General features: G+C 70.7%; 17 protein-coding genes. 12 read left to right on the forward strand and 5 right to left on the reverse strand.

All coding sequences use genetic code 11. From position 1 onward, the window contains the following. Positions 1 to 16: 16 nt before the first annotated feature. Positions 17 to 592: an orotate phosphoribosyltransferase gene (pyrE, locus tag HALOF300_RS07445; protein WP_156740329.1), complete on the forward strand. Its 576-nt coding sequence runs from the start codon at positions 17 to 19 to the stop codon at positions 590 to 592. A gap of 87 nt (positions 593 to 679) precedes the next feature. Next, positions 680 to 1,456: a LemA family protein gene (locus HALOF300_RS07450; protein WP_156740330.1), complete on the forward strand. Its 777-nt coding sequence runs from the start codon at positions 680 to 682 to the stop codon at positions 1,454 to 1,456. A gap of 197 nt (positions 1,457 to 1,653) precedes the next feature. On the opposite strand, the gene HALOF300_RS07455 is transcribed toward HALOF300_RS07450, so the two are convergent. Next, positions 1,654 to 2,427, reverse strand: a complete 774-nt coding sequence (locus HALOF300_RS07455) for an HAD-IIA family hydrolase (protein ID WP_156740331.1) — start codon at positions 2,425 to 2,427, stop codon at positions 1,654 to 1,656. Positions 2,428 to 2,656: 229 nt separating this feature from the next. On the opposite strand from HALOF300_RS07455, the gene HALOF300_RS07460 reads away from it, so the two are divergent. Both HALOF300_RS07460 and fbaA read left to right on the forward strand, forming a co-directional pair. Then, positions 2,657 to 3,283, forward strand: a complete 627-nt coding sequence (locus HALOF300_RS07460) for a TrmH family RNA methyltransferase (protein WP_408636775.1) — start codon at positions 2,657 to 2,659, stop codon at positions 3,281 to 3,283. 114 nt (positions 3,284 to 3,397) lie between these two features. Further along, on the forward strand, positions 3,398 to 4,420 hold the full coding sequence (gene fbaA, locus HALOF300_RS07465) for a class II fructose-bisphosphate aldolase (RefSeq protein WP_156740332.1): 1,023 nt from the start codon (positions 3,398 to 3,400) through the stop codon (positions 4,418 to 4,420). 116 nt (positions 4,421 to 4,536) lie between these two features. On the opposite strand, the gene HALOF300_RS07470 is transcribed toward fbaA, so the two are convergent. Then, positions 4,537 to 4,929 carry an STAS domain-containing protein gene (locus HALOF300_RS07470; RefSeq protein WP_231955119.1) on the reverse strand — a complete coding sequence of 131 codons (393 nt, stop codon included), beginning with the start codon at positions 4,927 to 4,929 and terminating at the stop codon, positions 4,537 to 4,539. Positions 4,930 to 5,009: 80 nt separating this feature from the next. On the opposite strand from HALOF300_RS07470, the gene HALOF300_RS07475 reads away from it, so the two are divergent. Both HALOF300_RS07475 and HALOF300_RS07480 read left to right on the forward strand, forming a co-directional pair. Beyond that, positions 5,010 to 7,163 carry an ATP-binding SpoIIE family protein phosphatase gene (locus HALOF300_RS07475; RefSeq protein WP_156740333.1) on the forward strand — a complete coding sequence of 718 codons (2,154 nt, stop codon included), beginning with the start codon at positions 5,010 to 5,012 and terminating at the stop codon, positions 7,161 to 7,163. Between the two features lie 269 nt (positions 7,164 to 7,432). Then, positions 7,433 to 9,880, forward strand: a complete 2,448-nt coding sequence (locus tag HALOF300_RS07480) for an HNH endonuclease signature motif containing protein (protein WP_156740334.1) — start codon at positions 7,433 to 7,435, stop codon at positions 9,878 to 9,880. 116 nt (positions 9,881 to 9,996) lie between these two features. On the opposite strand, the gene HALOF300_RS07485 is transcribed toward HALOF300_RS07480, so the two are convergent. Next, a complete protein-coding gene (locus HALOF300_RS07485) occupies positions 9,997 to 10,401 on the reverse strand; it encodes an STAS domain-containing protein (RefSeq protein ID WP_197522378.1) in 405 nt (134 codons plus the stop codon). Between the two features lie 25 nt (positions 10,402 to 10,426). Between HALOF300_RS07485 and HALOF300_RS07490 the strand changes: the two genes are divergently transcribed. Both HALOF300_RS07490 and HALOF300_RS07495 read left to right on the forward strand, forming a co-directional pair. Further along, entirely contained in the window at positions 10,427 to 10,837 is a 411-nt protein-coding gene (locus HALOF300_RS07490) for a DUF3151 domain-containing protein (RefSeq protein ID WP_154796057.1), read from the forward strand. Positions 10,838 to 10,894: 57 nt separating this feature from the next. After that, positions 10,895 to 12,181, forward strand: coding sequence for an adenylosuccinate synthase (locus HALOF300_RS07495; protein ID WP_156740337.1), 1,287 nt, complete (start codon positions 10,895 to 10,897; stop codon positions 12,179 to 12,181). Between the two features lie 39 nt (positions 12,182 to 12,220). On the opposite strand, the gene HALOF300_RS07500 is transcribed toward HALOF300_RS07495, so the two are convergent. Next, positions 12,221 to 13,855, reverse strand: a complete 1,635-nt coding sequence (locus HALOF300_RS07500; RefSeq protein ID WP_197522379.1) for a carboxylesterase/lipase family protein — start codon at positions 13,853 to 13,855, stop codon at positions 12,221 to 12,223. Positions 13,856 to 14,158: 303 nt separating this feature from the next. Here HALOF300_RS07500 and HALOF300_RS07505 point away from each other — a divergent pair, with 303 nt between their 5' ends. Further along, on the forward strand, positions 14,159 to 15,868 hold the full coding sequence (locus tag HALOF300_RS07505) for a BCCT family transporter (RefSeq protein ID WP_156740338.1): 1,710 nt from the start codon (positions 14,159 to 14,161) through the stop codon (positions 15,866 to 15,868). Positions 15,869 to 15,899: 31 nt separating this feature from the next. Here HALOF300_RS07505 and HALOF300_RS07510 read toward each other — a convergent pair whose 3' ends face one another. Further along, positions 15,900 to 17,354, reverse strand: a complete 1,455-nt coding sequence (locus tag HALOF300_RS07510; RefSeq protein ID WP_156740339.1) for an XRE family transcriptional regulator — start codon at positions 17,352 to 17,354, stop codon at positions 15,900 to 15,902. Between the two features lie 139 nt (positions 17,355 to 17,493). Here HALOF300_RS07510 and aceA point away from each other — a divergent pair, with 139 nt between their 5' ends. The 3 genes from aceA to purD all read left to right on the forward strand — a co-directional run bounded on the left by aceA (position 17,494) and on the right by purD (position 21,859). After that, positions 17,494 to 18,831, forward strand: a complete 1,338-nt coding sequence (gene aceA / locus HALOF300_RS07515) for an isocitrate lyase (protein ID WP_156740340.1) — start codon at positions 17,494 to 17,496, stop codon at positions 18,829 to 18,831. Further along, on the forward strand, positions 18,831 to 20,522 hold the full coding sequence (gene aceB / locus HALOF300_RS07520; protein ID WP_231955122.1) for a malate synthase A: 1,692 nt from the start codon (positions 18,831 to 18,833) through the stop codon (positions 20,520 to 20,522). The genes aceA and aceB overlap by 1 nt, the downstream gene beginning before the upstream one ends. Positions 20,523 to 20,605: 83 nt before the next feature. Then, entirely contained in the window at positions 20,606 to 21,859 is a 1,254-nt protein-coding gene (gene purD, locus HALOF300_RS07525) for a phosphoribosylamine--glycine ligase (protein WP_156740341.1), read from the forward strand. The last annotated feature ends 170 nt before the right edge of the window (positions 21,860 to 22,029 follow it).

Below are 22,029 nucleotides of genomic sequence, written 5' to 3' on the forward strand. Positions count from 1 at the left end.
CGATACACTCACGCCCGTGACCACCGAGACCACACCCCTGCAGCGACTGGCCGAACTCATCAACGAACTGGCCGTCGTGCACGGCCGGGTCACCCTGAGCAGCGGCCGTGAGGCCGATTACTACGTCGACATGCGCCGGGCCACCCTGCATCACGAGGCGGCGCCTCTCATCGGGCACCTGCTTCTGGACGCGCTCGAGGAGGCCGGCTTCGGACCCGGCGAGATCGACGCCGTCGGCGGCCTGACACTCGGTGCGGACCCGGTGGTGTGCGCGGTCCAGCACGCCGCGGCGAGCCGCGGCCTGGACCTGGACGCGTTCCTGGTGCGCAAGGAGGCCAAGGGGCACGGCATGAAGCGGCAGGTCGAGGGGCCCGACGTCGCCGGGCGCCACGTCGTGGTCCTGGAGGACACCTCGACCACTGGCGGGAGCGCCCTCGCCGCGGTGGCCGCGGCCCGCGAGGCCGGTGCCGAGGTCGTGGCCGTGGCGTCGATCGTGGACCGGGACACCGGGGCCCGTGAGGCGGTTCAGGGGGCAGAACTGCCCTATCTCTGGGTGCTCTCCGCAGCCGATCTCGGCCTCGAGCCCCAGTAGTATCGACCCCACGGGGGCCGCACAGGTACCTCGCCGCGGACGGGGTCGGACCCCCTCCGGCATCGACGAGTACAGGAGGTGAGCGCCATGGATGCAGGCTTGATCGTCATCCTCATCGTGGTCGTCCTGGTTCTGATCGTGGTCCTCTGGGCCGTGGGCACCTACAACGGCTTCGTGAAGCTGCGGAACCTGGTGCAGGAGGCCTGGCGTCAGATCGACGTCGAGCTGCACCGGCGCTATGACCTGATCCCGAACCTGATCGAGACCGTCAAGGGCTATGCCGCGCATGAGCGCAGCGTCTTCGACGAGGTCACCCGCGCCCGCGCCGCGGCCGCGACGCCGGGCGCCACGCCGGCTCAGCAGGCCATCCAGGAGGACCAGCTATCGAACGCGATCGGCCGGTTGTTCGCCGTCGCCGAGGCCTACCCGCAGTTGCGCGCAGCCGAGAACTTCACCCAGCTCCAGAACGAGTTGACGAACACCGAGGACCGGATCGCCGCCGGCCGCCGGTTCTACAACGCGAACGTGCGGGACCTGAACACCAAGGTGGAGACATTCCCGCCGAACATCATCGCGAACATGTTCAAGTTCTCCCGCGCCGAGTACTTCGAGGTCACCGACCCCGCCGTGCGGACCGCGCCGCGGGTGTCCTTCCAGGACAACCAGGGCAATGTGGGCAACTACAACCAGAACGCCCCGGCCGCGCAGCCGCGACCCACGGACTCGCCGGTGCAGCCGGGCACCCAGCAGGGCGGCCCGGGCGGCTACCAGCCGAACAGCTACCAGCCGGGCCAGCCGTTCCAGCAGGGCCCGGGTCAGGGCGGTCAGTACCCCGGTCAAGGTGCCCCGCCCCCACAGCAGTGATCCGATCGCAGTCCGAACGCCCCAGCACCGCGAGGTGCCGGGGCGTTCGCTGTCTCAGGAACCGCGCGGCACCCCTCCGCCCGAACCAGTACCTCCCGCCGTCGCGCAGTACCTCCCGCCCGATGCAGAGCCGGAGAACGTTCTCCAGGCGTAGGTGACTTCGTCACCGGCGAGTAGGGAGGCGCCCGGGCGCCGCGCTACAGCAGGCCGATCAGGTCGGCGATGCCGTCGTGCACCTCGCTCGGCTGGAACGGGTAGCCCTCCACATCGGCGCGCTTCGTGGACCCGGTGAGCACCAGGTACGTGCGCAGGCCCGCCTCCATGCCTGCCACGATGTCGGTGTCCATCCGGTCCCCGATCATCGCGGTGTGCTCGGAGTGGGCCTCGATCCGGTTCATCGCGGTCCGGATCATCACCGGGTTCGGCTTGCCCACGAAGTAGGGCTTGCGGCCGGTGGCGGCCGTGATCATCGCGGCGACCGACCCCGTGGCCGGCAGCGGGCCCTCTGCGGAAGGCCCGGTCACGTCCGGGTTCGTGGCGATGAACCTGGCCCCGGCGGCGACCAGGCGGATCGCCCGCGTGATTGCCGAGAACGAGTAGGTGCGGGTCTCGCCGAGCACCACGTAGTCCGGGTCGGTGTCGGTCAGGGTGTAGCCGCGCTCGTACAGCGCCGTGGTCAGGCCCGCCTCACCGATCACGTACGCGCTGCCGCCCGGGATCTGATCGGCCAGGAACGTCGCCGTCGCCAGTGCCGAGGTCCAGATCGAGGCTTCCTCCACCTCGATCCCCGAGACGCGTAGCCGGGCCGCGAGGTCGCGCGGGGTGAAGATCGAGTTGTTCGTGAGGATCTGGAACGGGACCTGCTTCTGCCGCAGCGTTGCGATGAACTCCGCAGCGCCCGGCAGGGCCGACTCCTCGTGCACGAGCACGCCGTCCATGTCGGTCAGCCACGTGGTGATCTGTTCGGTCATCTCGGTCTCCTAGCGCGCGGACGGGACGCCTCAAGCCTATGGCGCCCCCTGCCCTCCAAGCGCGCGCACCCCGCGCCCCTCGCTCAAGCAGCCCGCGGCCGAGCCCTACGCGATCTTGCAACGTCTCATCCGGGAGTTGAATCGTTACAGACCTGCGTTGGGCCCGGCTGAGGCGGGGGGCCGTAGGCGGGTCCCCGCCCGGAGCGGGTCGAGTCGCGGACGGGGGATACTGCCTCACGTGGAGGACAACGAGGCGGTCGGGGTCGGGCCGTGGCCCGACGGGCCGGACCACTGGCCCGACGACCCGCGGCTGGACCCGGAGCTGTTGGCCGCGGGCGACGCCCGTAACGTGGTGGACGGCTACCGGTACTGGCGGCTGGAGGCGATCGTCGCGGACCTGGACACCCGCCGGCACCCGTTCCACGTGGCGATCGAGAACTGGGGCCGCGACTTCAACATCGGGTCCGTGGTCCGCACCGCGAACGCGTTCGCCGCCGCGCAGGTGCACATCATCGGGCGACGGCGGTGGAACCGTCGCGGGGCGATGGTCACCGACCGCTACCAGCACCTACGCCACCACGAGGACATCGAGACGTTCGCCGCGTGGGCGGCCGCCGAGGGGCTCCCGATCGTCGGGGTGGACAACATCGAGGGGTCCGTCCCGATCGAAGGGCGCGCCCTGCCGAGCGCGTGCGTCCTGCTGTTCGGCGAGGAGTCGCAGGGGCTGACGGCGGCCGCGCAGGACGCCAGCGAGGTCGTCGTGCACATCACCCAGTACGGCTCCACCCGGTCCATCAACGCCGGCGCCGCGGCGGCGATCGCGATGCACCAGTGGATCGTCCAGCACGCGCACTGACGCCCACTCGACCACGCGCCCGGGCGGGCGTCCACGGACAGGGCGCGACCGCCGTCGGGCATTGGATCCGTGGGAGACTTCAGCGACAGCAGAAATCAAGACACAGGAGAGACCATGGGCATCGCCACCCCCGAGGTATACGCCGAGATGATCGATCGGGCGAAGGCCGGCAAGTTCGCCTACCCCGCCGTGAACGTCACCTCCTCCCAGACCCTCACCGCCGCGCTGCAGGGCTTCGCCGAGGCCGAGAGTGACGGCATCATCCAGGTGTCCGTCGGCGGTGCCGAGTACGCCTCCGGCTCCACCATCAAGGACCGCATCGCCGGCTCGCTCGCATTGACCGCCTACGCCGCCGAGGTCGCGAAGAACTACCCGGTGACCGTCGCCCTGCACACCGACCACTGTGCCGAGGGCAACCTGGACAGCTGGGTCCGCCCGCTCCTGGCCATCGAGGCCGAGCAGGTCAAGTCCGGCAAGCTGCCCTCCTTCCAGTCGCACATGTGGGACGGCTCCGCCGTGCCGCTGGACGAGAACCTCGTCATCGCCGAGGAGCTGCTCGAACTGTCCCAGGCTGCCCGGACCATCCTTGAGATCGAGGTCGGCGTGGTCGGTGGTGAGGAGGACGGCGTCTCCCACGAGATCAACGACAAGCTCTACACGACGGTCGAGGACGGCCTGGCCACGGTCCGCGCGCTCGGCACCGGTGAGAAGGGCCGCTACCTGACCGCCCTCACCTTCGGCAACGTGCACGGCGTGTACAAGCCGGGCGCCGTCAAGCTCCGCCCGGAGATCCTCGGTGAGATCCAGCAGGCCGTCGGCGCCGAGGTCGGCATCCAGAACCCGTTCGACCTGGTGTTCCACGGCGGCTCCGGCTCCACTGCCGACGAGATCGCGCTCGCCGTGGACAACGGCGTCATCAAGATGAACATCGACACCGACACCCAGTACGCCTTCACCCGCCCCGTGGTCGGCCACATCTTCAGCAACTACGACGGTGTGCTGAAGGTCGACGGCGAGGTCGGCAACAAGAAGGCCTACGACCCGCGCGCCTGGGGCAAGCTGGCCGAGGGTGGCATGGCGGCCCGCATCGTCGAGGCGGCGCAGCAGCTGCGTTCGGCGGGCCAGAAGCTGAGCTGACCGCTCGCGACCCGCGATCCCTCGTCGGTCCACCGGTTCGGTGGGTCGGCGGGGGATCTCGTGCTTTCCAGGCCCGACGTCGGAGCCCGGTCCGGGCAAGCCGGTCGGGCGGTGGGTCAGGCCGGGTCCGGCGGCACGGGTGCAGCCGGAGCGGGCACGACGCTGTCGACGATGTCGACCATCTCCCCGATCCGGGTCACCTCGAGCAGGAACCGGACCACGTCCGGCGGCTTGATCAGGGTGAGCCGGCCCGGGGTGCGGCTCGCCAGCCTGGCCAGCAGCGCGATCCCGGACGAGTCCATGAACGTGACGTGGCGTGCGTCGACCTGCACGGGCAGCCCGGCTGCCTCCGCGTCGGCGACTGCCTCGGTCAGCTCGGAGTTCAGGGCCAGGTCGATCTCCCCGGAGAGCACCAGCCGGGTGCACCCGGACTCGAGCAGCGCATGCACCGATCCGCTGTGATCGGGCACGGCAGGCGGGGGAGAGTCGCTGCTGTTAGCGTCTGCCACACGTGCCTCCTCAGGCCGAAACAGGACGCGCCCGCGCGCGTTCCACCCAACAGGCACACCGTAGACGATGGAGGTTGTCGGTGACGAACGTCCGCGCGCAGACCGAGGATGTGGACCCGGATACCCCGGGATCGGCGGACCCGGGCAGCGCGTCGGGCCGGCGCCTGGCGGCCGCCCTCCAGGCTGCTTCCGAGGTCGTTCTGGACGGCGACCTCGTCGTTGTGGTCATCGGTGTGACCGCGAACGGACCGGAACTGACCTGGGCGAACGCTGCCTTCGAGCGCGTGAGCGGTTACACGGTGGCGGCTGCCCAGGCACGTGACGGCAACATCCTGAGCCCGGGATACCGATCGGTGGTGCTCGCACAGCTGGCAGAGCACGCCATCGATCGGGAGTCCTTCACGATGACGTTCCCGATGATGCGTCCCGACGGTCAGGAGGTCGCCGTTCCGGTGACGGTCACGCCGCACTTCGATGCTCAGGACTCACTCGACTTCTTCGTCGCCGTCCAGCTCGGTGCCTTGGAGCCGGTCGCGACGCCCGCCCCCGACCTCGGCTACCACTCGCGACACGCCCTGGAGACGGTCGCCCGGGTCTCAGACATTCTGTCCCAGGTCGGCGACGACCAGGTCCTGGACGCCATCGTGCGCCTGCTCACGCGACACCTGTACCCATGGTGCGGGTTCTTCGCCGACGACGGCGTCCTGAAGTCGATCGGCGGCCTCGCCGGGCTGGGCTTCGACCGGAGCGCGGCAAAACGCCCGCGAGGGCGCTCGGCGGCGGACCCTGAGGATCCGGTGGGTCGGCTGTTCGGGGCTACGTCGATGCGGCGGGTCCGCCTTGCGGTGGACGCGGTGGACGTCCCCGGCAGTCCCAGTGCCCAGCTCGTGGATCACGTGCGTGCGCAGACAGGCCAGACACTCCCCGAGGGGAGCGAACTGCTCGTCCTGCCCCTACTCGGGCGTGGTCGCACCCTCGGGCTGATGGCCGTGCTGGTGCGCAGCGGCGACGAGGACGTGGAGGCCTCCGAGACCGTTCTGGAACTGGTCGCACGCAGGGTCGGACTGGCGATGGACCACTCCCAGCTCTACCAGGCCGAGCACCGGGTGGCCGAGGCACTGCAGCGGGCGATGCTGCCGGAGCAGGACCAGATCGAGGGCCTCGACGTCTGGACCTACTACGCGCCGAACGCCGAGCACGCACAGGTGGGCGGGGACTGGTACGACGTCGTGCACCTCGACCAGCGCACCGTCGGGACCGTGGTGGGAGACGTCGTCGGGCACGACGTCGAGGCGGCTGCCGCGATGGGGCAGCTGCGTTCGGTGGTTCGGGCCTTCGCGACGGAACTCGTCGACCCCGGAACGGTCCTGACCAAGGTGGACCGGATCCTGGAGAACATGCGGATGCGTCGCCCGGCGTCCCTGGTCTACGCGAGCCTCACGCCGTGCGACGAGGACGCGGGCACCTGGTCCCTCGCGTACAGCCGGGCCGGCCACCTGCCCGGGCTGTGGATCAGCGACGGCGAGGTCCGCGAACTCGACGGCGCGCCCGGACGGCTGATGGGGTTCGGGACCGACGAGCGCCAGACCGCGACCGTCCAGGTCAAGCCGGGCGACGCGGTGATGTTCTACACCGATGGCCTGGTCGAGCGCCGCTCCCGCACGATCCAGGTGGGCGTGGGCCTGGTTCGGGAGATACTGGCGGACGTGGCTGCGACCTCGTCCTCGGCCACGACGGCGGCGGACGTGGGCGAAGCGCTGCTGAGCCGGCTGTCCGAACCGCCCGAGGACGACATCGCCGTCGTCATCATCCGGTTCCCGGACCAGGTCGCACTGGACAGCGCCGACGCGAGGCGCGAGGCCCACTGGCGCCTCGCGACGGACGTCGAATCGGTACGGATGGCCCGGCGCCTCACGGTCAGCACGTGCGAGGTGTGGGGTCTGACCAACACGATGGCGGCCGAGCTGGTGGTGGCCGAGCTGATCACCAACGCCGTCGTGTACGGCCGGGGGTCGGTGGGCCTGACGCTCAAGGACACCGGTGACGGGCTCCGGATCGAGGTGCAGGACGACAACCCCGTGCCACCCACGCCGCTCGAAGTGCATCCGGCCCGCGTCGGCGGCTACGGCATGCACATCGTCACCCGGCTGGCCGACTGGGGCTGGCGGCCGTCCGGCGTCGGCAAGGTGGTCTGGGCGCGGGTGCGCCCCGAGATCCCGCAGGACCTGATCTAGAGCCGTCCAGAACCGGTCGCATCGCCATACGGTCGCCCACCGACATCTCCGGCAACAGGGGCCCTATGCCCTGTGGATGGGGTGTCATCGGGGCCTCGGGGAGCCTGTTTTTGGGTTGGTTGGATGGGCTGATGTCCCTGTATCCACAACGGAAATCTGGGTTCTTGCGCTGTCGGTAGGGCGTCCTAGAGTGGAGCTCAAGCAGTCAAACGCACGTATGAAACGGTCAGCGTTTCGGACCCAGGGCTTCGATGGGGAGGTGAGCACACATGGACGACACCACCACCACGACCGGCGGCCCCGGCAACGGCGCGGGCGGCGCGAGCGGTGGCCCCGGTGGGGGTGGCCCGTCGCCGGCGGGTGTGGCGCTCGCGTCCCGGATGCACCTGTCGTTGGCGGATCTGATGGCCGGGTCGTTGGAGGACCAGCTCATCGCGATGGACGCGCTGACGTCCTCGATCGCTGCCGGTGACCCGATCGAGGAGTCCGACCGGTACGGAACCCGGTTCCTGGGCCAGGCGGCGCTACGCGCCCATGTGTTCACTGAACGCCTCACCGGCGCCAAGTTGGACTGGATGGGCATCGAGGAAGAGGCCGGTGTCTGGGACACCAGCAAGGGGTTTCGCACGTATCCGCATTACGTGGCCAAGACCTATGGCATCTGCGCCAGTAGCGCACGCCGTCTGGTGAACCTCGCGAAGGGTCTACGCAACGGCCTGCCCGCGACCCGCAAATGGTTGCGGTCCGGGCAGATCGGCGTCGAGCAGGCCCAGATCCTGCTCAAGGCCACCTCGACCCCAGCCGCGGTCGATGGCCTGCAGTACCCCGCCACCCCCACCAACCCCGCCGACGGCGGCACGGACCCGACCGAAGCCACCGCCACCAAAGCCACCGCTGACACCGAGGTCACCGCTGAGACCGGGGCGACCGCTGAGACCGAGGCGACCGCTGAGACCGGGGCGATCGCTGAGACCGAGGCCATCGAGGGCGTCGGCACCGCTGCGGGCACCGCCGACAGTGCCGATGCCGCGGGCGGTACCGGCACTGCTGGCACTGGCGGTGCTGTTGGTCGGGTGCAGACGGTCGAGGAGTTCCTCCTGGACAACGCCGCCACACGGTCCCCGGAAGACCTGCGTAGGCTGGTCGATCACTTCGTCGCGATCGTCGACCCCGACGCCACCGACAAGGCCCACCGGGCCGCGGCCGGCCGTGAGTTCTTGAACATCGACCGGACCATGGACGGCTACCACGTGGCCGGGTTCCTGACCCTCGAACTCGGCCAATACGTGCGCACCGCTCTGGAAGCGATCATGGGCAAACCCGCCGCCGACGAGACCCGCACCTCCTCCCAACGCCGCGCCCAAGCCCTCGGGGACCTCGCGCACATGGTGTTGGACCAAGGCAAGGTCGGCACGTCCGGATCCGTGCGACCGCACCTTGGCGTGCTCATCAGCTACCCCGAGTTCCTCGACCTCATCAAGACCACCGAGACCAGCCAGACCACCGTGACCAGCCAGACCACCGAGGACGCCGAGACCACCGGAGCAACCGGAGCAACCGACGCCGCCGGAACCGAGGAAGCCGGAGCCGAAGAATCGGCACCTGACGAGGCGCCCGGAGCAGCCGAGGCGGCCGGCCAGACGACGCCCCCGCAGCCGATCACCGAGCCCCTACCCGGCCTGGACACCACCACCGACCCGGCCGACCGCAGCCCTCGCAGCAGCGGCGCGCCGACCAGAGCGGACAACGAGGCCACCACGGCGAGCCCAACTGCGCCAGGGACCGGGGCGAACGAGCCCGGCGCCTCGACGCAGGCGCCCACGCCGCCGAGCCCCACCACCCCGCGGGACCTAGCGAACGAGCCCGACACCCCGATGCAAACGCCCACTCCGCCGAGCGCAGCGGCGCCAGGAATCCGGACGAGCGAGCCCGACCTTTCCACGCTGGCGTCCTCCGCGCCGAGCACGCTGAACGGAGCCACGACCGGCCCGGCATCTGACACGAGCGCATCCGCTCAAGCACCCAGCCGGTCGCGCTCGCAGGATGGGACTGGTCCGCCCGGCTGCAAGCCGCAGGCGGCCGGACCACCGGGCCAACCCACCACCGGCACCCACAGCACCAGTGCGCCCAGTGCCAACAGCACGGCCCTGCCCGGCTCCGACGTGACGGCACTGCCCGGCACCGACGGCACGGCGCTGCCCGGCACCGACAACACCGCCCTGCCCAGCACCGACAGCACAGCTCTGCCCGGCACCGCCGTGCCTGGCGCCGGGCGGGACTGGGCCGCGCTGCTCGGCGCCGGGCCGGCGACGTTCATCGACAACACCGGGCCCGTGCCCCGGGACCTACTCGACCGGATCATCGGCTGCGCCGGCGAGACCTACCGGATCATCTTCGGACCCGACAACGAGGTCCTCAACCACGGCCGCGCCCACCGGCTGTTCACCGCCGCCCAACGCCGCGCCGTCATCGCCCGAGACCGCCACTGCGTCTACCACGACTGCACCGCCCCACCCGAACACTGCGAAACCCACCACGGCACCCGAGACTGGGCCGACGGCGGCAACACCGACCTGCACGACGCAGCCCTGGTCTGCCGCTACCACCACCACCTGATCCACACCCACAACATCACCATGATCCGACGCAACGGCACATGGCACTTCTACAAGCCAGACGGCACCGAAATCCTCCCCACCCGAAACCCCTGGAACTGAGCACGGCGCCAGATGTAGGGGCGGGCCATGTGTCGGGAGCCGACCGTCCGACGCGCATCCGTGGCCGGTGGAGAGATGTATGGCGCGGCCGAAAGGGCCCTAGCGGCCGAGAGGCCCTAGCAGCGGTGCGTCTCGTCGATCTCGAACAGGTCGAGCGCCCCGGTCACCTTCAGCACGAACATGTCCCGGGCGCTCGCGCCGCGGAGCACGACGGTACCGCCCCGGCGCCCGATCTCGTCGGCCAGAGTGATCAGCCAGCTCGCGCCACTCGAGTCCATGAAACCCATGTCACAGACGTCGAGCACGAGCCGGTCGTGCTGGAGATGGCTGATCTGCCGCAGCGCAGACTGAGCAACCTCGCTCGCGGACAGGTCGAGGTCGCCCGTCACCGTGACGAGTACCTCGGCCGCCGAGGTCGACACATCGATCACGCCGGACCTCCCGTCCCGCTCTCGTGCGAGGCTAGTGGCGGTCTTGGTGACCCGCATGTTGAGCCGCCCCACCGCCGTCGGGCCCGGCATGGCTCGAGGGTGCGAGACTGGCGCCATGGCCGAGAACCTTCTGGGCGGCCCAGCGCCCACCCTCCTGCCCGCCGACCACCCCGACGTCGCCGCGCGCGCCGCACTCGCCGCCGGCGAGGACCTGCGCACCGTCGCCGCACGACTGCCCGCCGCCAGCTACGCGTGGGGGCTGCTGGCTCGCGAGGCCCTGGCCGCCGACGACCCGGTCGCCGCGTACGCGTTCGCCCGGACCGGCTACCACCGCGGCCTGGACGCGCTACGCCGCTCCGGCTGGAAGGGCCACGGTCCGATCCCGGCCGACCACGAGCCGAACCAGGGGTTCCTGATCGCCCTGCTCGCACTCGCCGACGCTGCCGAGGCGATCGGGGAGGCCGAGGAGGCCCAGCGCTGCCGCACGTTCGCCGATGATTCGGACCCGGCGGCACGCAACCTCTGATCCCAGTAAACTCGGGCGGGGCCCGACACGTGGTTCCGCTACGAAAGGGATTCTTCGATGCCAGCGGTGGTGGTCCTCGGTGCCCAGTGGGGCGACGAAGGCAAGGGCAAGGCAACCGACCAGCTCGGTTCGCGGGTGGATTACGTCGTCAAGTTCAACGGCGGTAACAACGCCGGCCACACCGTGGTGGTGGGGGACGAGAAGTACGCACTGCACCTGCTGCCCTCGGGGATCCTGTCGCCCGGCTGTGTGCCGGTGATCGGCAACGGCGTGGTCGTGGACCTGGAGGTCCTGTTCGAGGAGCTGGAGGCGCTCACCTCGCGCGGTGTGGATGTGTCCCGGCTGCTGATCTCCTCCAGCGCGCACGTCATCCCCAGTTACAACCGCACCCTCGACAAGGTCACCGAGCGCTTCCTCGGCAAGCGCCAGATCGGCACCACCGGTCGCGGCATCGGCCCCACCTACGCGGACAAGATGAACCGGGTCGGGATCCGCATCTCCGACCTCTTCGACGAGAAGATCCTGCGGGAGAAGGTCGAAGGGGCCCTGACGCAGAAGAACCAGGTCCTCGTCAAGATCTACAACCGCCGGGCCGCGGATATCGACGCCGTCACCGCCGAGCTCCTCGCGTACGCCGAGCGGGTCCGACCGATGGTCGCCGACACCTCGCTCGTGCTCAACCAGGCGCTCGACGCCGGCAAGACCCTGGTGTTCGAGGCCGGCCAGGCCACCATGCTCGACGTGGACCACGGCACCTACCCGTTCGTGACCTCCTCCTCGGCCACGGCCGGCGGGGTGTGCACCGGCGCGGGCATCGGCCCCACCCGGGTGGACCGCGTGGTCGGTGTCATCAAGGCCTACACCACGCGCGTCGGCGAGGGCCCGTTCCCGACCGAGCTGCTCGACGACATGGGCGAGCACCTGCGCAAGACCGGCGGCGAGTACGGCGTCACCACCGGCCGCCCGCGCCGCACCGGCTGGTACGACGCCGTCATTGCCCGGTACTCGGGCCGCGTCAACGGCCTCACCGACCTGGTCCTGACGAAGCTTGACGTGCTCACCGGCATGGAGAAGGTCCCGGTCTGCGTGGCCTACGACGTCGACGGCGTGCGCCACGACGAGATGCCCGTTGACCAGAGCGCGTTCCACCACGCCAAGCCGATCTACGAGGAACTCGACGGCTGGTGGGAGGACATCTCGCACTGCCGGACGTTCGAAGAGTTGCCGGTCAATGCCCAGCGCTACGTGCTCGCACTCGAGGAGGTGTCCGGCACCCGGATCTCCGCCATCGGCGTCGGCCCCGACCGTGAGGCGACGATCGTGCGGCACGACCTGCTCGACTGAGCAGATCGGCGCGCGCTCGCCCGCCCGGAGCGCGGGAGGCTACCCGCTCGTGGGCCGGTGCCGCCAGAACCAGAGGTGGTGCTCGGCGGCCACGTCCACGGCTCCGATCGCGCCGGGCGCCAGCGACTGGACGTAGGGCGTCCTCGCCGCGCCGTCGAACCTCGGCCAGGCCGGCCCGGCGGCCGTTCCTGGGTCCCCGGTGGCGACGAAAGCCGCCCAATAGTCGATCATCTGGTCCGAGAGCTGCCGCTGCGCCGCCGTGAAGATCGGCTCCTGGCCGCTCAGCCCGAAGAAGGACCACAGGTCCGAGGTGTGATAAGCCCCCATGGTCATCGGAGCCGGACTGCTGAACGGCGGGGCCGGGTCCGAGAACTCGTACTGGTGCACGGGCACGAACCTCGACAGTGCCATCGACGTCTCGTACTGGCCCGACGCCCACTTGGAGTCGGTGGCGATGGCGGCCCACGCCGCCGCCCCTGACTCGTACTGGCTCCTCGGGTAGACCTCCTCGACCGCCGCCCGGTCGTCACCGAACGTCTCGGTCATCACCTCCTGGTATGTCTGTTCGCTCATCGGGGCGGCTCCGCCCTCGTACCCGACCACCTCCAACGTGGACTCGTCACGGGTGTGCCCGGAGAGCACCGGAACCCGGTTGAACGCCCCCGTGGCGAACGCCTCGCTCGGTTCGACGGGGAGCAGGTCGGTGCCGTACGCGGGCTGGATGACTGCGTCCATGACCCGTCTCAGGGTCTCCACCGGGAGTGTCCGCAGGCACTCGAGGACCGCGCCCGGTTCATCGCTCACGCAGCCGAGATCCGTGGCTAGTGCCCGGCCCCGCTCCTGTGCGGTCTCCACCGGGAGCAGGATCTCGTCGGCCGGCTGGCCCCGGTAGACCGTGTTGGCCTGCCAGGCCAGGTCACACGAGCCGCTCTGCATGATCGCCCGGTCGAAGAGCCCGGCGGCGCCGGGCGAGGCGAGGTGCGCGCACGTGCTGACGGCGCCGGCGGACTGCCCGGCGAGCGTGACGTTGTCCGGGTCGCCGCCGAACGCTGCGGCATTGCGCTGGACCCACGCCATTGCGGCCTGCTGGTCGGCCAACCCGAACGTCCCCGAGTCGGCAAGACCGGGCAGGCCGAGGAACCCGAACATCCCGAGGCGGTAGTTGATCGTGACGACGACGGCGTCGCCCCGGGTCGCGAGTCGGCTCGGGTCATAGTTGTGGCCGGCTCCCATGTAGAAGCCGCCGCCGTGCAGCCAGAGGATCACCGGCCGTGGCTCGCCGCTGGATTCGGCCGGGGCGGTCACGTTCAGGTAGAGGCAGTCCTCGCTGCTGCTGCCGTCCGGCAGTTCGCCCGCGTTCTGGGCGCACGCGGGACCCGGGGCGGTGGCATCACGAACTCCACGCCACGGCTCGGCAGGCTCGGGGGTGCGCCAGCGCAGTTCGCCCACGGGCGGGGCCGCGTAGGGGATGCCCTGGAACGAGAGGGCCCCGCCGTCGTCGAGCGTGCCCCGGACCAGACCGCCGTCGGTCTGCACCACGGTCCGGCCGGGCCCGGCCGTCGCCGGGACGGCCGCGCCCACCGCGGCCGCGACCGCCAGCACCAGGGTCATGATGGTCATCATCGGGAACGCCGGGCCTCGGCTCGGTGTGTGGGTCGGCTGCGGGGTTGTCATCGGTGCGAGAGCTCCTCAGGTCGGTGGCGCGCCCGCAGCGTGCCGTGGACCGTCAGTCCATCGGTCCGGGCGGCGCGGCACCAGCGGCCGAACGTCGTGAGCGCTACCGCCGAAGGTCGGTACCTGCGTCCGCGGCGGGGGATGGCCACGGTCCGGCCGGTCGCAGAGACCGATCGAGATGCCCTACTGTGCAGCGCGGGTCGGCGCGCACGCACGCGGCCGTCGGCGTGCTGGCCGAAGGGTCTGCGGATAGCCTGCAGGGACGTTCTGAAGCCTGAGCGAGCCGTCGAGGGGGACGTGCCCATGCAGCCGACCGAGACCGACGTCCCGCTGGACGACGCGGCCCCACCGGGTCCGCCCTCGGACCAGCCGCGTCTGCGCTGGTATCAATCCATCCACCCGCCGGTCTTCTGGCCCGCCCTGATCATCGTGGTCTCCTTCGTGGTCCTCGCGATCGCCGGCGGCGACGCCGTCACTGAGGCGATCGGGACGCTCCAGTCCGGGATCGTGGGTGGCTTCGGCTGGTACTACACGGTCATCGTGACCGGGTTCGTGGTGTTCGCCCTGTGGTGCGGGTTCGGCCACTTCGGCGACATCAAACTCGCCAAGGGCGACGAGGAGCCGGAGTTCGCCATCGGAAGTTGGCTGGCGATGCTGTTCGCCGCGGGCATGGGTATCGGCCTCGTGTTCTGGGGGGTCGCGGAACCGCTGCACCACTTCGCCGGAATCCCGAACCGGGCTTCCGGGGTGGGGGCCATGGACGAGCAGGGCATGGAGGACTCCCTCGTCATCACGTTCCTGCACTGGGGCCTGCATCCGTGGGCGATCTATGTGGTGGTGGGACTGGCGATCGCCTACGCCGTCCACGTCAAGCGCCGTCCGATCTCGATCAGGTGGACCCTGGAACCGCTCTTCGGCGGGCGGGTCAAGGGCTGGCTCGGCGACCTGATCGACGTCGCTGCGATCGTCGGCACGCTGTTCGGGGTCGCCACCTCGCTCGGCATCGGTGTCGCGCAGATCGCCGGCGGACTGGAGTTCCTCGAGATCATCGGCACTCCGTCCAGCCTCACACTGGCCATCCTGATCGGCGCGATCACGCTACTGGCGGTGGTCTCCGTGGTCACCGGTGTGAAGAAGGGGATGAAGTGGCTCTCGAACCTCAACATGGTCATGGCGATCGGCCTGCTCGTGTTCGTGCTGATCGCCGGGCCCACCCTGTTCCTGCTGCGTGAGTACATCCAGGCGACCGGGGTCTACCTGTGGGAGCTCATCCGACTGAGTTTCTCGACGTCGGCGCTAGCCGTCACCGACGGTGCCGGCGTGGAGTGGCAGGGCTGGTGGACCTCCTTCTACTGGGGCTGGTGGATCTCCTGGGCACCGTTCGTCGGAATCTTCATCGCGCGGATCTCCCGAGGCCGGACGATCCGGGAGTTCGTCCTCGGCGTGCTGTTCGTCCCGACGGTCTTCAGCCTCCTGTGGTTCACGGTCCTCGGGGGCACCGCGATGTACCGGGAAATGTTCGGGGAGGGTGGCCTGGTCCAGACCGATGCCGCCGGAGAGAACTCCGTGCACGAGTCGAACACGCTCTTCGGGATGCTCGAAGGGCTCCCCGGTGGGACCGTCGTCGCCGGTGCCTCGATCATCCTCATCGTCCTGTTCTTCGTGACCTCCTCCGACTCCGGGTCCCTCGTGGTGGACATGCTCGCCTCCGGCGGCGACCCGGATCCACCGACATGGAGCCGCGTGCTCTGGGGCGCGCTCGAGGGGGCCGTCGCGCTGGCGCTGGTGTTCGCGGGTGGTCTGATGGCGCTGCGTGGCGTCGCGATCGCCATCGCCCTGCCGTTCAGCGTGGTGATGGTCCTGATGTGCTTCGCGTGCCTGAAACAGTTCCGTCAGGAGCGGCAGCAGATGGTCGCCGCACAGCGGGCCCTGGTGCGGGACCGGTTGACCCAGCACGTCTCCCGGACCCTGATCGACGAGGGCCTCGTCGAGGAACGGCCGCAGCGGAAGTAGCCGACATGGTCGATCGCGCGCCGAGATCGGCTCACCGGGGGGCGTGCGCCTCGAGGAAGGCGTAGACCTCGGCGTCGTCCACGCCGGGGAACGTGCCCGAGGGGAGTGCGCCGAGGATGTGCGTGTGGAGCTTGGCGCTCGGCCAGGCCGCGCCGCGCCACTTGGCGGTCAGGTCCGCGGACGGCTGCCGGCAGCAGGTCGGGTCCGGGCACCGGGACACCGAGCGGGACGTGGTCTCCCGGCCGCGGAACCACTTGGCGGCCGCGAACGGGACGCCGAGCGTCACCGAGAAGTCGCCGTCGGCGCCCTGGCCGGTCTGGGCGCTGCACCAGTACGTGCCCGACGGCGTGTCCGTGTACTGGTGGAACTCGCCGGCCAGGTCGTTGTGGTCGAACACGGTGCGCGAGGTCCAGTGCCGGCACACCGTCTGCCCCTCGATCGCTCCGGTGACGTCCGTAGGGAAGTCCACGTCGTCGTTCTCGTACCCCTTGAACAGCGTGCCGTCGCGGCCCACCCGCGCGAAGTGCACGGTGATGCCGAGCTGGGAGGTGGCCAGGTTCGTGAACCGGTGCGCTGCGCTCTCGTGGGTCACCCCGAACGCGTCCCGAAGGTCCTCGACGGCGAGGTCCCGGTTCCGCTTCGCGGTGAGCAGGAACTCCGTCGCCGCGTGCCGGGGCATCAGCACGCACGCGGCGAAGTAGCTGATCTCCAGGCGCTGGCGCAGGAAGTCGGCGTAGGTGCCGGGGTGGGTGTGCCCGAGGACCCGGTGCGCGACCGCCTGCAGGGCCAGGGAGCGCAGCCCGTGCCCGCCGGGCAGGGATGCCGGCGGGAGATAGATCCGGCCGTGCTCCAGGTCGGTGACCGTGCGGGTCGAGGAGGGCAGGTCGCGGGCGTGATGCAGACTGAACCCGAGGTGGGAGACGATCTGCTCGACGGTGCGGTGCGTCAGCGGGCCGGAGGAGTACCCCACCGTGCCGAGCAGTTCCTCGGCGGCGTCCTCGATCTCCTCGAGGTAGTTGTCCCGGGCCCGCATCGCCCGGCGGAGCTCGGTGTTCGCGCGCCGTGCCTCCTCGGGGGTGGCGCTGGCCTCGCTCGAGCGCCGGGCCAGTTCGGCGTGCAGGCCGACCAGGGCCTCCAGTGCCTCGGTCGGCAGGCGCTTGCCGGCCCGGACCCGCGGTAGTCCGAGCGTCGCGTAGAGCGGCCCGCGCTGGGCCGTGTCCAGTGCGATCTCAAGGCCGTCACGACGGCTCGGCGGCTCGGCGGCCAGCAGGGCGGCGAGCTCGACGCCGAGGGCGCTCGCGATCGCCTGCAGCAGGGTCAGGCGTGGCTCGCGGTGCCCGTTCTCGATCAGGGAGAGCTGGCTCGGTGCGGTGCCCACCTGACCGGCCAGGTCGTCCAACGTCATCCCGGCGGCAGCCCGGAAGTGCCGGATCCGCCGCCCGATCGTCAGGACGGTGGTCCCCGGATCGATCATGTCGGCGCTCATTCCTTCACGATAGCGAAAGAAGGGCGAATCTTTCCAAGGATCGGGCCTGGAAGGTGGCAGGTTCTTGCAGCAGAGTCGTCAACACCGCCCCACACCCGAGGCGCCAGCGACTACCGAACGAGCATCTGAGAAGGAGTGAATGACCGTGACGACCACGACCCACCAGGCCCCGAACCCGTCCACCCAGCACAGCGAGGAGGGCCGGGCCGTCCGGCTCGACCCGTCCGAGCAGCTCCGCCGCGACTGGGCCACCGACCCGCGCTGGAGCGGCGTCGAGCGCAGTTACACGGCCGAGGATGTGGTGAGCCTGCGCGGACGTGTCAGCGAGGAGCACACCCTCGCTCGCCGCGGCGCCGAACGGCTCTGGGACCTGATCCACACCCGCGACTACGTGAACGCCCTCGGTGCCCTCACCGGCAACCAGGCCGTGCAGATGGTCAAGGCCGGCCTGGAGGCGATCTACCTCTCCGGCTGGCAGGTGGCCGCGGACGCGAACCTGTCCGGCCAGACCTACCCGGACCAGTCCCTCTACCCGGCGAACTCGGTGCCGGCCGTGGTGCGCCGCATCAACAACGCGCTGTTGCGGGCGGACCAGATCTCCTTCAGCGAGGGCGAGGGTGACTCCGACTTTCTTGCCCCGATCGTCGCGGACGCCGAGGCCGGCTTCGGTGGCCCGCTGAACGCCTTCGAACTCATGAAGGCGATGATCGCGTCCGGCGCGGCCGGCGTGCACTGGGAGGACCAGCTCGCCTCCGAGAAGAAGTGCGGTCACATGGGCGGCAAGGTGCTCATCCCGACCGCCCAGCACATCCGCACCCTGAACGCGGCCCGGCTCGCGGCCGACATCGCCGGTGTGTCGACCCTGATCATCGCCCGCACCGACTCCCTCGGCGCGAACCTGCTCACCACCGACACCGACGAGCGGGACCGCCCGTTCGTCACCGGCGAGCGCACCACCGAGGGCTTCTACCGGCTCGCCCCCGGGCCCGAGGCGGCGATCGCCCGCGGCCTGGCCTACGCGCCCTACTGCGACCTGATCTGGGTGGAGACCGGAACGCCGGACCTGGGCTTCGCGCGGGAGTTCGCCGAGGCGATCCACGCGCAGTTCCCGGGCAAGAAGCTCGCCTACAACTGCTCGCCGTCCTTCAACTGGGCGGCCGCGCTCGATGAGGACACGATCGCCAGGTTCCAGCGTGAACTCGGTGCGATGGGCTACGCGTTCCAGTTCATCACCCTGGCCGGCTTCCACGCCCTGAACCACTCGATGTTCGATCTGGCGCACGGCTACGCCCGCACCGGCATGAGCGCCTATGTGCAGCTTCAACAGGCCGAGTTCGCCTCCGCCGACCGTGGCTACACCGCAGTCAAGCACCAGGCGGAGGTGGGCACCGGCTACTTCGACCGGGTGGCGACCGCCCTGAACCCGACGTCCGGGACGCTCGCGCTGACGGGCTCGACGGAAGAGGAGCAGTTCTGATGACTACGCTCACCCCGCCACGTGCCCACCCGAGCGAGCCGACGCCGACGGCCACTGCGCCCGACCCGGCCCCCCACCGGCCCGAGCCGAACCGCACCAGGCTCGCTGCGCCGTCGGGCCTGATGATCACGGCGCCGCGGGTGCCGGGCGACGACGTCGTGCTCACCCCGGGCGCGCTCGCCACCGTGGTCGAGCTGCACCACCGTTTCGATGCCCGACGGCGGTGCCTCCTCGGGCGTCGAGCGGAGCGTCAGGCGTGGCTCGCCGAGGGCAACGAGCTCGGCCTCCTCGAGGCGACCGCGGACCTCCGCGCCGACCCCGCCTGGCAGGTCGCGCCGCCGGCGCCCGGGTTGAGCCGCCGCACGGTCGAGATCACCGGACCGGCGAGCCGGGCGATGGCCGTGAACGCGCTGAACTCCGGCGCGGACGTGTGGATGGCGGACCTCGAGGACGCCACCAGCCCCACCTGGGCGAACCTGATCGAGGCACAGCAGAACCTGATCCGGTTCACCCGCGACGAGCTGGACTTCACCGGCCCCGGCGGCAAGGAGTACATCGTCGGCGCGCGCATCCCCACGGTCCTGATGCGCCCACGCGGCTGGCACCTGAGCGAGAAGCACCTCCTGATCGACGGGCGGGAGGCGTCGGCGTCACTGACCGACGTGGCGCTGTACTTCCACCACTGTGCCGCGGCCCTGATCGAGCGCGGGCAGGGACCGTACTTCTACCTGCCCAAGCTCGAGTCGCACCTGGAGGCCCGGCTCTGGAACGACGTGTTCTGCTACCTGCAGGACCGGTACTCGATCCCGCGCGGCACGGTGCGGGCGACCGTGCTCATCGAGACGCTGCCGGCGGCGCTGGAGATGGAGGAGATCCTCTACGAGCTGCGCGAGCACTCGGCCGGGTTGAACGCCGGGCGCTGGGACTACCTGTTCTCGCTGATCAAGACGCTGCGGCGGACCGGCGTGACCCTGCCGGACCGCGACTCCGTCACCATGACCGTCCCGTTCATGCGCGCCTACACCGAGCGGCTGGTGGCCACCTGTCACCGGCGTGGCGCCCACGCGATCGGTGGGATGGCCGCGTTCGTGCCGAACCGGGCCGACGAGCGGGCCACTCGGAACGCGCTGCGGCGGATCCGGGCGGACAAGGATCGGGACGCCGATGACGGGTTCGACGGGTCCTGGGTGGCGCACCCGGGTCTGGTGTCCACGGCCCGGGCCGCGTTCACCGGCGTGCTGCGCGGGCGCGACCACCAGCTGGGGCGGCAGCGGCACGACGTGTTGGACCCGGCGGACCTGCTCGACGTGGACTCGGCCGGCTCCGGGGCCAGCCTGGTCGGGCTGCGCACGAACATCGCGGTCTCGCTGCGCTACCTCGAGGCGTGGCTGCGCGGCCAGGGGGCCGTCGCCATCAACAACCTGATGGAGGACGCCGCCACCGTGGAGATCTCCCGGTCCCAGGTGTGGCAGTGGCGTCAGGCCGGCGTGGTGCTCGACGAGGGCATCGCGGTCACCGAGCCGCTGGTGCGCCGACTCGTGGCGGAGGAGGCGGAGCGGATCCACGGCGAGGCCGATCCGGGTGGTCTCCCGCTGCTCGCCGACGCCGTCCGGCTGTTCTGCGACGTTGCCCTCGGCGAGGAGTTCGAGGAGTTCTTCACCCTCCGCGGCTACCGCGACTACCTGCGCTGAACCCCATGCAGGTCGGTGCGCGCGATCACGCCCTCGGGATCGCGCGCACTCGCGCACGGGGCGGGCCGGTAGGCTCGCTGTCCGTGAAGATCCTGCTGATCGGCTCTGGTGCTCGCGAGCACGCCCTGGCCCGTTCGCTCGCCGCGGACCCCGCGACGAGCACGCTGACCGTGGCTCCAGGCAACCCCGGCACGGCCGACCTCGCGACCAACCGGGACGTGGATGCCAACGATCCGGGCGCCGTCGCCGCGCTCGCCCGCGAGCTCGACGCCGACCTCGTGGTGGTCGGACCCGAGGCGCCGCTGGTGGCCGGGGTCGCGGACGCCGTGCGCGCCGCGGGGATCCCCGTGTTCGGACCGAACGGTGACGCGGCGACCCTCGAGGGGTCGAAGGCATTCGCGAAGGACGTCATGGCCGCGGCGAGCGTCCCGACCGCGATGGCGCACGTGTGCCGCACCGTCGAGGAGGCCGAGGCCGCGCTGGACGCGTTCGGCCCTCCGTACGTGGTCAAGGACGACGGCCTCGCCGCCGGCAAGGGTGTGGTGGTCACGCAGGACCGGGCAGCCGCGCTCGCGCACGCCGCCGAGTGCGTGAACCGCAGCCGCCGGGCCACCGTGGTCATCGAGGAGTTCCTCGACGGCCCCGAGATCTCCCTGTTCTGCCTCTGTGACGGAGAGAGCGTGGTCCCGCTCGCCCCCGCCCAGGACTTCAAGCGTCTCGGCGACGGCGACGCCGGCCCGAACACCGGCGGCATGGGCGCGTACTCGCCGCTGCCGTGGGCGCCCGCGGACCTCGTCGAGCAGGTCGTCGACCGGGTCGCGCTGCCCACCGTGCGTGAGCTCGCCCGCCGTGGCACCCCGTTCGTCGGCCTGCTCTACTGCGGCCTCGCGCTCACCTCGCGCGGGCTGCGCGTGATCGAGTTCAACGCGAGGTTCGGGGACCCCGAGACCCAGGTGGTGCTCGCCCGCCTCGAGTCCTCGCTCGCCACCGCGCTGCACGCCGCCGCCACCGGGACCCTGGACCGGCTGCCGGACCTACGCTGGTCCGACGGTGCCGCCGTCACTGTCGTGATCGCTGCCCACGGGTACCCCGGGCAGGTCCGCTCCGGCGACCCGATCACCGGCGTCGCCGCGGCCGAGGCTCTCGACGACGTGCACGTGCTGCACGCCGGAACCGCCATGGTCGACGGCGACCTGGTCACCTCGGGCGGTCGCGTGCTGTCCGTCGTGGGTACCGGCGCGGACCTGCCGGCCGCTCGCGCGGCCGCCTACGCGGGCGTCGAACGGATCGGGATCGACGGCGGCCAGCACCGCAGCGACATCGCCGCCGCTCTCTGACGCTCCCGACGGAAAGGCACGGGGCGCTCCGCACGTCCCGGGTGGCACCGTCGCCGTCGCGGCAGGTCGAGGCCCAGTGGTCACCGGACGTTCATCGGCGACCCCCCTGTGCAGGTCGAGCCGACCTGAGTAGTGTCGTCGCGGTCCGCCCCCCGACGGACGCCCCACCC

The organism is Occultella aeris (assembly GCF_902703175.1).
Lineage (GTDB): Bacteria > Actinomycetota > Actinomycetes > Actinomycetales > Beutenbergiaceae > Occultella > Occultella aeris.